The organism is Ralstonia pickettii (assembly GCF_016466415.2).
Classification (GTDB): Bacteria; Pseudomonadota; Gammaproteobacteria; order Burkholderiales; family Burkholderiaceae; genus Ralstonia; species Ralstonia pickettii.
This window is the reverse complement of sequence record NZ_CP066771.1, coordinates 871499-883273: the sequence shown is the minus strand read 5'-3', so window position 1 is coordinate 883273 and position 11775 is coordinate 871499. Positions and strand designations below refer to the sequence as shown.

Below are 11775 nucleotides of genomic sequence, written 5' to 3'. Positions count from 1 at the left end.
GACCCGACATGCTGCTGCGCCGCCTGGAAAAGCTCATCGATCCGTTCCGCCCGCTGCCCGACACCCAGCCTCCGGCAAATGTCTGGCGCTTCTACGCCCACTTCCTGCGCGAGGTGCGCGGCGTCTTCGCGTTCCTGCTGCTCGTGGGGTTGCTGGGCGCGCTGATTGAAGTCGCGCTGTTCGACTTCCTCGGCCGCATCGTCGACATGATCCAGGCAACCCCCGGCGCGGAGTTCTTCGGCCGCCACCGCAGCGAACTGCTGTGGATGGCCTTTGTGGCGCTGATCGCGCGGCCGGTCATCTTCGGCTTGCACGACGTGCTCGTGCATCAGGTCATCAACCCCAACCTGTCGAACCTGATCCGCTGGCAGAACCACCGCTACGTGCTCAAGCAGAGCCTGACGTTTTTCCAGAACGACTTTGCGGGCCGCATCGCGCAACGCATCATGCAGACCGGTTTTTCGCTGCGCGATTCCGCCGTGCAGGCCGTGGACGCGCTCTGGCATGTCGTCATCTACGCGATCAGTGCGATGGTGCTGTTCGCCCGGGCCGACTGGTGGCTCGTTGTGCCGCTGCTGGTGTGGATTGGCTGCTACATCGCGGCACTGAGCTATTTCGTGCCGCGCGTGAAAGCGCGTTCGGTCATCGCCACGGAGTCGCGTTCCAAGCTGATGGGCCGCATCGTTGACGGCTACACCAACATCACCACGCTCAAGCTGTTCGCGCATACGCAGCATGAAGAAAGCTACGCGCGCGAGGCCATGGCCGAGCAGACGGACAAGACCCGCCTGTCGGGCCGCATGATCAGCGGCATGGATTTCACCATCACGGCCATGAACGGCCTGTTGATTGTCGGCACGTCGGCGCTCGCGCTGTGGTTGTGGAGCCAGGGCCGTGTGAGCGCCGGCACCATTGCGCTGACCACGGGGCTGGTGATTCGCATCAACAACATGTCGGGCTGGATCATGTGGGTGGTGAACGGCATCTTTGAAAACGTCGGTCAGGTGCAGGACGGCATGCAGACCATCGCGCTGCCGCGCGCCGTGATCGACCAGCCTGATGCCAAGCCGCTGCAAGTGACACGGGGCGAAGTGCGCTTCGAGCACGTCGGCTTTCACTACGGCAAGGGCAGCGGCGTGATCGAAGGGCTGGACCTCGTGGTGCGCCCCGGTGAACGCATCGGGCTCGTCGGCCCGTCGGGTGCGGGCAAATCGACGCTGGTCAATCTGCTGCTGCGGCTGTACGACGTGGAGCGCGGCCGGATTCTCGTCGACGGCCAGGACATTGCGGCCGTGACACAGGAGAGCCTGCGGGAGCAGATCGGCATGGTCACGCAAGACACGTCGCTGCTGCACCGCTCCATCCGCGATAACCTGCGCTACGGCAAACCCGACAGCACCGAGGCGGAATTGATGCAAGCGGTGCACCGGGCCCGCGCCGACGAGTTCATCCCGCAGCTGTTCGATGCGCAAGGGCGGCGCGGCTTTGATGCGTTGGTTGGGGAACGTGGCGTGAAGCTGTCGGGCGGTCAACGCCAGCGCATTGCGATTGCGCGTGTGCTGCTCAAGGACGCGCCGATCCTGATCCTGGACGAAGCCACGTCAGCGCTGGATTCGGAAGTGGAAGCCGCCATCCAGGAAAGCCTGGAAACGCTGATGCAGGGCAAGACCGTGATTGCCATTGCGCACCGGCTCTCGACCATCGCGCGCATGGACCGGCTGGTCGTGCTCGATGGCGGGCGCATCGTCGAGAGCGGCACGCACGCCGAGTTGCTGGAACATGGCGGGCTGTATGCGCGGCTGTGGGCGCACCAGACCGGCGGTTTCGTCGGGGTGGACTGAGCGTTACGACAGTGGGCGGCCGAGCGTTTCGGGCACCATCGCCAGCCCGATCAGCGAGACCAACCCGCAGCCGATCACGTAGAAGGCCGGCGCATTCGCGTTGCCCGTGAGGTCGATCAGCTCGGTGGAGAAGAACTGCGCAAATCCACCGAAGATCGCAATGGCCACACAGTAGGCAATCGACAGCCCCGTGGCGCGCAGCCGCTGCGGCAGCACCTCGCTCACCAGCACCATCGATGCCGGCGAGGTCATCGACATCGGCACCGACAGGCAGCCGACCACGATCAGCAACCGAGTCAGCGAAGGGTCGGCGTTGATGAGAGCGAAGGCCGGATAGATCATCGCCAGCAGCGCAACGCGCGACCACAGCACGACCTTGCGGCGCCCGACGCGATCGGCCAGCCGGCCCGCAAACGGCGACAGTACTACCTGCACCAGCGCCGCAATGCACGCGGCCCAGATGCCCAGCGACAGCGGCATGTGCAGCACGCTCACGGCGTAGTTGCTGAGGTAGTACACGATGATGTACGTGGACGACGCCACGCCGATCATCAGCAGAATGCTCGCCACCAGCGTGCGACGGTGTTCGCGCAGCAGCGGCAGCGTGGCGTCGGCTTCGCGCGTGCTGGGCGATGCGGCGGTTTCCTCCAGCCGGCGTCGGATGATCAGGCCGACCGGGATCACGAGAATGCCGATCACGAATGCGAGCCGCCAGCCCCACGACTCCAGTGCCGAGGGCGCCAGCACATTGCTCAGCAGCAAGCCGACCAGCGCGCCAAACAGCGCCGCCAGCCCCTGGCTGAACGGCTGCCAGCTCGTGTAGAAACCGCGCGAGCGGTCGTCGGCGTACTCCAGCAGCAGCGCTGTCGAAGCGCCCGTCTCGCCGCCGATGGCAAAGCCCTGCACCAGCCGCGCCAGCACGACGAACATGGGCGCGAGGATGCCGATCTGGGCGTAGGTCGGCGTGATGACGAAGATCAGCGACGACAGGCCCATCAGCCACAGCGTGAGCGCCACGGCGGGCTTGCGGCCTGCGCGGTCGGCGTACATGCCGATCAGCAGACCGCCGAGCGGCCGCATCAGGAAGCCGACGCCAAACGTGGCGAACGACATGAGCAACTGGCCGGTCGCGTTGCCGACCGGAAAGTACAGCCGGCCGATCAGCGTGGCGAAGAAGCTATAGACCACGAAGTCATAGAACTCCAGGCCGTTGCCGATGGTGATGGCGGCAATGGCGCGCGTGCGCGACAGCGGTTGCGCGTGGCCGGTCGCCTGCGCGTCGGCGCGGCCGGCGTACGACGGCGCAGAGGTGTGGTTCGACATGGGTTATCTCCGAAACTTGTCTGTTCTTGGCGGGGGGCCGGGTTCAAACCCCGCTTGCCTCTTCAGCCAGAACGGCTGCTGCGTTGGGCTTCACGCGCAGATACCACGCTGCCGACATGAGCAGCACCCAGCCTGCGCCAACGTAGAGCGCCACGCGCGTGTCTTCCATGGTGCCCAGCACGCCAATCACGAACAGCATGAACGCGATGGCAAGGGCCGGCCCGACGGGCCACAGCGGCACCTTGAACTTGAGCGCGCGCACCTCTTCAGCCGACAGGCGCCGGCGCATGGCCACCTGCGAGAGCAGGATCATCAGCCAGACCCAGACGGTCGCGAACGTGGCGATCGACGCGATGATCACGAAGACGTTTTCGGGAATCAGATAGTTCAGCACCACGCCGCACAGCAGCGCGCCGGCCATGAACAGCACCGTCACCCAGGGCACACCGTGACGCGACGTGGCCGCAAAGATGCGCGGCGCCTGGCCCTGCTCGGCCATGCCGTACATCATCCGGCCCGCGCCGAAGATGTTGCTGTTGATGGCCGAGATGGCTGCCGAAATGACGATGAGGTTGAGGATCGCCGCCGCAGACTGGATGCCCAGTCCGGAGAAGATCTGCACGAACGGGCTGCCCTGGCCGTCGATGCCGGTCCACGGGAAGATCGCCATCAGCACGCACATGGTCAGCACGTAGAAGAGCAGGATGCGCGCCGGCACGGCGTTGATGGCCTTCGGGATGACCTTGTCGGGGTTCTGTGCCTCGCCGCCGGTAATGCCGATGATCTCGACGCCGCCGTACGCAAACATCACCACGGCAAACGACGCCACGAGGCCGCCCACGCCGTGCGGCAGGAACCCGCCGTGCGACCAGAGATTGCTGAGGCCCGACGCGTGCTCGCCGTTCATCTTCACGCCGAGGAACAGGATGACGGTGCCGCCGACGATCATGGCGCCGATCGCCGCGATCTTGATCAGCGCGAGCCAGAATTCCATCTCGCCGAACACCTTGACGTTGCAGAGGTTCAGGCCGCAGATGAGCATGACGATACCGAGCACCCAAACCCATTGCGGCACCTCGGGAAACCAGAAGCCCATGTAGATGCCGAAGGCGGTCACGTCGGCCAGGCAGACGATCACCATTTCGAGGATGTACGTCCAGCCGGTGAGAAAGCCGGCGAGCGGACCGAGGTTGTCGCGCGCATAGCGCCCGAACGAACCGGAGACCGGCTGGCGCACCGCCATCTCGCCGAGCGCGCGCATGACCATGTAGACGGCCGCGCCGCCGATGATGTACGCGAGGATCACGGCCGGCCCGGCCAACTGGATGGCCGAAGCGGACCCGTAGAAAAGGCCCGTGCCGATGGCCGAACCGAGCGCGAGAAAGCGGATATGCCGCGCGCGCAGGTTGCGTTGAAGGTGTTCCAAACTGTCTCCTCTTTATGTCGGCGAGGCTGTCAGCGCAGTGCCGGGCTGTACGGATGCGTCGAGCGGATCGAAATTCACATACAGACAACATCGCTTTGATCGATATGTTGTTGTATATACATCATGAACGGCATTGGGGTATTCCCGAGGGCCGTGGCGCCGTCTCGTTGGCGAGCGGGCCAACAAAAAAGGCGGACATGCGTCCGCCTTGGTTTTTGCAGGCCGGGCGACCCGGGCGCTACACCCAGCCCATGCCGCCGACCAATGCGCCGAGCCCCACCAGCACCAGCGGGTGGACGCGGGTGAAGGAGCACGCCAAGACCGTCGCCACGGTCAGCGCGATGGTGCTGAAGCTGCTGTTTGCGCCGCGTGCGAGCACCCAGCCAGTGGAGAACAGCAGGCCGATCGTGAGCGGTGCGAGGCCGCGGCGGACCAGCGCAATCCAGCGCGCGTCGGGCTTGCGGTCCATGACGCGCGCGATGACGGCGGCAATCACGCACGACGGCCCGCAGATGCCGACCAGCGAGGCAATCGCCCCACCCAGACCCGCCGCCTGCCAGCCGAACAACTCCACGAAGAGCACGTTGGGGCCCGGCGCCGCCTGCGAGATGGCGTACATGGCGCTCAGCTGCTCGCTCGTCATGTAGTGCCGGGTGTCGACCAGAAAGCGGTGCATGTCGGGCAGCGTCGAGCTGGCCCCGCCGATGGCGAGAAACGACAGCACAAGAAAGTGCCAGAACAGGTCGAAGACGGTGGTGAGGTAGCTCATCGCATCGCCCACCATTCGAGCACGAGTGCGAGCGGAATCAGCACCAGCATCACGGGAAGCAGCGGCCACTGCAGGACGCCAATGGTCAGGAAAACCGCCAGGCCGATGCCGAGCGCTCGCCACGTGCGCGACTGCCCCTGCGCCAGCTTGACGGCCGTTGAAAGCACCAGCCCCGCTGCCACCGCCGCCATGCCCTTGAGCAGGTTCTGCACCACCGAGAGGGCGCTGAAATGGTCGTACAGCATGACGATCAGCAACAGCAGCACCGAAGGCGTCAGCACCAGTCCGGCCATTGCGGCTGCGGCGCCCCGCACCCCGTGAAAGCGGTAGCCGAGCATCACCGAGAGGTTGACCACATTCGGGCCGGGCAACACCTGACCCAGACTCAGCAACTCGGCGAACTCGGTATTGGAGAGCCAGCGGTTGCGATCGACAATACCGGCGCGCGCAAAGGGCAGCACGCCGCCGAAGCCCGACAGGCCCATCCGCGCAAACTCGGTGAAGAGCTTGCTGCAGGACGGAATGTTTGTGTTTGCTGCGGTGTTGGCGTCAGGTGCGGCGCTCGGATCGCTCATGGGCTCAGGCGGCGTCCGGCGCGGGCTTGGGCAACGAGAGCTTCGGATCGCGCAGCTTGGGCTCGAGCGTCTTACCCTTGCGCGCGCGCTTGCCGGCGTACGGCTCCTGCGCGCGGGTCGTCATAGTCTGCTCGACCGCCTTGCCGCCGCGTGGGCCGGTGCCAGAGAGCACAAAGCCCGCTGCACCAAAGGCCACCGCCTGGAGCAGCGCTTCGTTCTTCTCCAGTTCCATCAGGATCACGCCACGACCACCGCTGGCGAGCGTCTTCAACTCGCTGATCTGGAACAGCAGCAAGCGGCCGCCTTCGGACAGGCACGCCACGCCATAGGCGTCGGCCGGCACCGGCGCTGGCTTGTTGGGCTGGTCGCCCTCATCCAGCGTTAGGAACGCCTTGCCAGCCTTCTGGCGGCCGACCATGTCGCCCACCTTGGCCAGGAAGCCGTTGCCGCCGCGCGTGGAAATGACCAGACTCTGTTCGGCGTGACCCGCGAACGTGTGGGCGATATGCGTGCCCGGCGCGAGTTCGATCAGCGTCGTCAGCGGCACACCGTCGCCACGGCCGCCCGGCAGGTTGGCCACGGCCACGGAATAGACGCGGCCCGTGCCCTTGTCGTCGCGCGTGCCGAAGATCAACAGCGCATCGGTGGTCCGGCATTCAAACGTGTCGTACAGCGTGTCGCCTGCCTTGAAGGTGAATTGCGTGGCGTCGTGGCCATGGCCCTGGCGCGTGCGTACCCAGCCCTTCTGCGAAACAATCACCGTGACGGGTTCGTCGACCACCTTCACTTCGGCAGCGGCGCGGCGCTCTTCCTGGATGAAGGTGCGGCGGTCGTCGCCGTATTGCTTCGCGTCGGTCTCGATTTCCTTGATGATGCGACGGCGCATCATGGTCTCGGACTTCAGCAGCACGTCCAGCTCGCCCTGCTCTTCGCGCAGGTTCTTCAGCTCCTGCTCGATCTTGATCGCTTCCAGGCGAGCAAGCTGACGCAGGCGGATTTCCAGAATGTCTTCGGCCTGGCGGTCGCTCAGGTTGAAGACCTGGATCAGCGCGGCCTTGGGTTCCTCGCTCTCGCGGATGATCCGGATCACGTCTTCAACGCGCAGCAGTACCAGTTGCCGACCTTCGAGGATGTGGATGCGGTCTTCCACCTTGCCCAGACGATGGCGCGTGCGGCGCGTGACCGTGGCGAAGCGGTACGTGATCCACTCGCGCAGGATCTCGGCCAGGCCCTTCTGCCGAGGCCGCCCGTCCGTGCCGATCATCACCAGGTTGATGGCCGCGCCCGACTCCAGCGACGTATGGGCGAGCAGCGCGTTGGCAAATTCCTGCTGGTCGATGTTCTTGCTCTTGGGTTCGAACACAAGGCGCACCGGCGCGTCCTTGCCGGACTCGTCGCGCACGGCATCGAGCAGACCCAGCATGGTCTGCTTCATGGTGAGCTGATCCGGCGACAGCGACTTCTTGCCCGTGCGCACCTTCGGGTTCGTCAGCTCTTCAATCTCTTCCAACACCTTCTGCGACGAGGTGTTGGGCGGCAATTCGTTCACTACGAGTTGCCACTGGCCGCGTGCGAGTTCTTCGATCTTCCAGCGCGCGCGCACCTTCAGGCTGCCGCGACCGCTCTCGTACACCTGCGCAATGTCCGCTGCCGACGAAATGATCTGACCGCCACCCGGGAAGTCCGGGCCCGGCATGTACTGCATCAGGTCGGTGCTGGTGAGCTTGTCGTCGCGGATGAGCGCCACGGTGGCGGCCGCCACTTCGCGCAAGTTGTGCGACGGGATCTCCGTGGCCATCCCGACCGCAATGCCCGATGCGCCGTTGAGCAGCACGAACGGCAAGCGCGCCGGCAGCAGCTTCGGCTCTTCCATCGAGCCGTCGTAGTTCGGGATGAAATCGACGGTGCCCTGGTCCAGCTCTTCGAGCAGCAGACGCGAAATGGGCGTGAGTCGCGCTTCGGTATAGCGCATCGCCGCCGCACCGTCGCCGTCGCGCGAGCCGAAGTTGCCCTGCCCGTCGATCAGCGGGTAACGCAGCGAGAAATCCTGCGCCAGGCGCACCAGTGCGTCGTAGGCGGATTGATCGCCATGCGGGTGGAATTTGCCCAGCACGTCGCCGACCACGCGCGCCGATTTGACGGGCTTGGCATCGGAGCGCAGGCCCATCTCGTGCATCGCGAACAGGATGCGGCGCTGCACCGGCTTCTGGCCATCGGCCACTTCGGGCAGCGCACGGCCCTTGACCACGCTGATGGCGTAGTCGAGGTAGGCGCGCTCCGCATAGGCGCCAAGCGTGAGCGCTTCGGCCGGCTCGCTGGGGTCGAAGAGGATGTCTTGTTGTTCCATGGATGCTCAAGCGAAAGCGGCGCGCTTCAACGTGGCGGCGCCGCCGGGATCAATGTTGGGGGAGGTTCGTGGCCACGCCGGTGGCGGGGTCCAATACGAGTTCGATGCGTGCGGGTCGGCCCGTGCGGCCTGGCTTGCGTGTGGCGATGACGCCGTTGCCGCTCGCGTTCATCAACCCGGGCACGGCGGCGACCGGGTTGTAGTAGCGATAGAACTGCAGCACCGTCTTCACGTAGTTCTGCGTCTCGGCGTAGGGCGGAATGTCGTTGCCGTGCTTCTGCACGGCGCCCTCGCCCGCGTTGTAGGCGGCCAGCACAAGCTCAAGGTTGCCTGAGAACATGCGCAGCAGATCGCTCAGGTAACGCACGCCGGTGGTGATGTTCGTCTTCGGATCGGCCAGCTTTTGTGCGGCCGAGCGGCGGGCGTCGCCGGTCACGCCGTAGCGCGCGCCGGTGTCCGGAATCACCTGCATCAGCCCGATTGCCCCCTTGGGCGACACGGCCTGCGGGTTGAAACCCGATTCAGCGGCAATCACGGCCTTCACTAACGCGGGGTCGATACCGTGCTTGGTCGCGGCCTGGCGGATCAGCGGTTCCACCGTCGGCACGTTCGGGTGCTGCAGCACCGCGCGCACCAGGCGCTGGCGCATGCCGGCGGCGTTGTCGAGTGCATCGCGCTTGCTGGCGTTGAGATAGGCATCGGTATCGGGCAGCTCGGTTTCCGGCAGGGCGATGGCGCTATCGTCCTTGGCCTTGTCGTCGCCCTTGCCCGCCACCGCCGCGCCCTTCATGAACAGCACGTAGCGATCGTCCAGCCGTTCGGCAGCGAAGTGCGCCAGACCGTTTTCATCGATGTAGCCGTAGACGTCCGCGCGCGCCGGCTGGCTGGCCAACAGGGCCAGCGCCGTCAATGCGAATGCGAAACGTACGGAAAGCTTCATCGTTGTCGGTTTGCGGTCAGATATCGGCTTCGACTTCGTTGCCGCGCGCTTCCAGCCACGTGCGGCGCGCGCCGGCTTCGCCCTTGCCCATCAGCATGTTCATCATGTTGATGGTCTGGTCTTGGCCCAGTTCGCCCAGCGCCACGGGCAGCAGACGGCGCGTATCGGGGTTCATGGTGGTTTCCCAGAGCTGCTCGGCGCTCATTTCGCCCAGGCCCTTGAAGCGGGAGATCTGCCAGGCGCCGTCCTTCACGCCATCCTTGCGCAGCTTGTCTTCAATGGCTTCCAGTTCGCCGTCGTCCAGCGCATAGAGCTTCTGCGCAGGCTTCTTGCCGCGCGCCGGGGCATCGACACGATACAGCGGCGGACGGGCCACGCACACGTGCCCCCGATCGATCAGTTGCGGGAAGTGCTTGAAGAACAACGTGAGCAGCAGCACCTGGATGTGCGCGCCGTCCACGTCAGCATCGGACAGGATGCAGATCTTGCCGTAGCGCAGGCCCGACAGGTCGACCGTATCGTTCGGACCGTGCGGGTCCACACCGATGGCGACAGCAATGTCGTGTACTTCGTTGTTGGCGAACAGGCGGTCGCGCTCGGTCTCCCAGGTGTTCAGCACCTTGCCGCGCAACGGCAGGATGGCCTGGAATTCCTTGTCGCGGCCCATCTTGGCCGAGCCACCGGCGGAGTCGCCTTCCACCAGAAAGAGTTCGTTGCGGGTGACGTCGTCGGATTCGCAATCGGTCAGTTTGCCGGGCAACACGGCCACGCCGGAGCCCTTCTTCTTCTCGACCTTCTGCGCGGCACGTGTACGCGCCTGCGCCTGCTTGATGACGAGTTCGGCCAGTTTCTTGCCGTGGTCGACGTGCTGGTTCAGCCACAGCTCGAGCGCCGGGCGGCTGAAGGTGGACACCAGCCGCACCGCATCGCGGCTGTTCAGGCGTTCCTTGATCTGGCCTTGAAACTGCGGGTCGAGCACCTTGGCCGAGAGCACGAACGAAGCACGCGCAAACACGTCTTCGGACATCAGCTTGACGCCCTTGGGCAGCAGCGCATGCATCTCGACAAAGCTCTTCACAGCCTGGAACAACCCTTCGCGCAAACCGGATTCATGGGTGCCGCCAGCGGGCGTCGGGATCAGGTTCACGTATGACTCGCGCACCGGGGAGCCTTCTTCTGTCCAGGCCACCACCCACGAGGCGCCTTCGCCGAAGGCAAAACCTTCTTCGCCGGGCTTGTCTGGGTCGGCAAAGTGTTCGCCTTCGAACAGCGGGATCACCGGCTCGGCGCCGCTGCCCTGCGCAAGCGATTCGACCAGATAGCCGCGCAGGCCCTGGTCGTATTGCCATTCGAGCGTCTCGCCGGTTTTTTCCAGCGTAAGCGTGACCTTCACGCCCGGCAGCAGCACGGCCTTGCTGCGCAGCAAGCGTTGCAGCTCGGCAAGCGGGATGTTCTCGGAATCGAAATACTTGGCGTCCGGCCACGCACGCACGCGTGTGCCGCTCTTCTTCTCGCCGCGTTCGGCCTTGCGGGTGGTCAGCGGTTCAATCACGTCGCCACCGGAGAATGCGAGCGTCGATACATTGCCGTCACGCCAGACCGTCACTTCCAGCCGCGTCGACAGCGCGTTCGTGACCGACACGCCCACGCCGTGCAGGCCGCCGGAGAACGCATATGCGCCGCCTCGGCCCTTGTCGAACTTGCCGCCGGCGTGCAGACGCGTGTAGACGATCTCGACCACCGGCACGCCCTCTTCGGGGTGGATGCCGACGGGAATGCCGCGCGCATCGTCTTCCACGCTCACGCTGCCGTCCCTGTGCAGCGTCACGGCAATCAGCTTGCCGTAGCCGCCCAACGCCTCGTCAGCGGAGTTGTCGATGACTTCCTGCACGATGTGCAGGGGATTGTCGGTGCGCGTGTACATGCCCGGCCGTTGCTTGACCGGTTCGAGGCCCTTGAGGACCTTGATCGACGATTCGCTGTATTGGGAGGTTTTGCTCATGGAAGGCGGAAAAACTGACCAGGCTTGGGTCTGTCCCCAAGCACCGGGAATGCAGCGCGCATTGTAAAGGAAGCTGTCCTCGACAATGCGGAGGGATCGTCAGCGCCGGGATGCGAGCCGAAACTCACATTCGCTCGACATCCCGCTGACATATTGCGTGGTTAATGCAGCGTCATACCGTGCCGGCGCGCTTGGCTTCGAGGGCTTCCCAACGTTCCAGCGCCTCCAGCAACTCCAGTTCGATGGCCTCGTGGCGCTCGGCCAGCTTTTGCGCGCGCTCCGGGTCGCGGCCGTAGATCGTGCCGTCCTCCAGTTCGCCGCCGACCTGCTTCTGCTCGGCCTCCAACGCCTCGATGGTGGCGGGCAGCGCGTCGAGTTCGCGCTGCTCTTTGTAGCTGAGCTTGACCGTGGCACGCTCGCGCGGCTTGGCCATCTCGGGCTTCTTCTCTTCGGCGGCCGGCTTGGCGGCTTGCGCCATCTGCGCCGAGCGTGCCGATTGCATCTGCCAATCCGAGAACCCGCCCACGTATTCGCGCCACCGGCCTTCGCCCT

General features: G+C 65.1%; 9 protein-coding genes. 1 reads left to right on the top strand and 8 read right to left on the bottom strand.

Annotated features, from left to right (window positions below; all coding sequences use genetic code 11):
- Positions 1-8 precede the first annotated feature (8 nt).
- Positions 9-1841, top strand: a complete 1833-nt coding sequence (locus tag RP6297_RS04215; protein WP_009277352.1) for an ABC transporter ATP-binding protein — start codon at positions 9-11, stop codon at positions 1839-1841.
- Positions 1842-1844: 3 nt separating this feature from the next.
- Here RP6297_RS04215 and RP6297_RS04210 read toward each other — a convergent pair whose 3' ends face one another.
- From RP6297_RS04210 to RP6297_RS22865, 8 genes are all read right to left on the bottom strand, one after another.
- Positions 1845-3164 (bottom strand): MFS transporter, encoded by a 1320-nt coding sequence (locus tag RP6297_RS04210; protein ID WP_009238600.1) that lies wholly within the window; start codon positions 3162-3164, stop codon positions 1845-1847.
- Positions 3165-3207: 43 nt separating this feature from the next.
- A complete protein-coding gene (locus RP6297_RS04205) occupies positions 3208-4590 on the bottom strand; it encodes an amino acid permease (RefSeq protein ID WP_009238601.1) in 1383 nt (460 codons plus the stop codon).
- Positions 4591-4828: 238 nt separating this feature from the next.
- Positions 4829-5374 (bottom strand): chromate transporter, encoded by a 546-nt coding sequence (locus tag RP6297_RS04200; RefSeq protein WP_171924770.1) that lies wholly within the window; start codon positions 5372-5374, stop codon positions 4829-4831.
- Positions 5356-5934 (bottom strand): chromate transporter, encoded by a 579-nt coding sequence (locus tag RP6297_RS04195; protein WP_009238603.1) that lies wholly within the window; start codon positions 5932-5934, stop codon positions 5356-5358. Before RP6297_RS04195 ends, RP6297_RS04200 begins: the two co-directional genes overlap by 19 nt.
- A gap of 4 nt (positions 5935-5938) precedes the next feature.
- On the bottom strand, positions 5939-8281 hold the full coding sequence (gene parC, locus RP6297_RS04190) for a DNA topoisomerase IV subunit A (protein WP_009238604.1): 2343 nt from the start codon (positions 8279-8281) through the stop codon (positions 5939-5941).
- 49 nt (positions 8282-8330) lie between these two features.
- A complete protein-coding gene (locus tag RP6297_RS04185; protein WP_009238605.1) occupies positions 8331-9221 on the bottom strand; it encodes a lytic transglycosylase domain-containing protein in 891 nt (296 codons plus the stop codon).
- A gap of 16 nt (positions 9222-9237) precedes the next feature.
- Complete coding sequence (locus RP6297_RS04180) at positions 9238-11223, bottom strand: DNA topoisomerase IV subunit B (protein ID WP_009238606.1); 1986 nt, start codon at positions 11221-11223, stop codon at positions 9238-9240.
- Positions 11224-11395: 172 nt separating this feature from the next.
- Positions 11396-11656 (bottom strand): hypothetical protein, encoded by a 261-nt coding sequence (locus RP6297_RS22865; protein ID WP_411172363.1) that lies wholly within the window; start codon positions 11654-11656, stop codon positions 11396-11398.
- Between the last annotated feature and the right edge of the window lie 119 nt (positions 11657-11775).

Coding starts and splice junctions, on each gene's coding strand:
- RP6297_RS04200 (WP_171924770.1), bottom strand. CDS start 5,374: ATGGTGGGCGATGCGATGAGCTACCTCACCACCGTCTTCGACCTGTTC.
- RP6297_RS04210 (WP_009238600.1), bottom strand. CDS start 3,164: ATGTCGAACCACACCTCTGCGCCGTCGTACGCCGGCCGCGCCGACGCG.
- parC (WP_009238604.1), bottom strand. CDS start 8,281: ATGGAACAACAAGACATCCTCTTCGACCCCAGCGAGCCGGCCGAAGCG.
- RP6297_RS04215 (WP_009277352.1), top strand. CDS start 9: ATGCTGCTGCGCCGCCTGGAAAAGCTCATCGATCCGTTCCGCCCGCTG.
- RP6297_RS04185 (WP_009238605.1), bottom strand. CDS start 9,221: ATGAAGCTTTCCGTACGTTTCGCATTCGCATTGACGGCGCTGGCCCTG.
- RP6297_RS04195 (WP_009238603.1), bottom strand. CDS start 5,934: ATGAGCGATCCGAGCGCCGCACCTGACGCCAACACCGCAGCAAACACA.
- RP6297_RS04180 (WP_009238606.1), bottom strand. CDS start 11,223: ATGAGCAAAACCTCCCAATACAGCGAATCGTCGATCAAGGTCCTCAAG.
- RP6297_RS22865 (WP_411172363.1), bottom strand. CDS start 11,656: ATGGCCAAGCCGCGCGAGCGTGCCACGGTCAAGCTCAGCTACAAAGAG.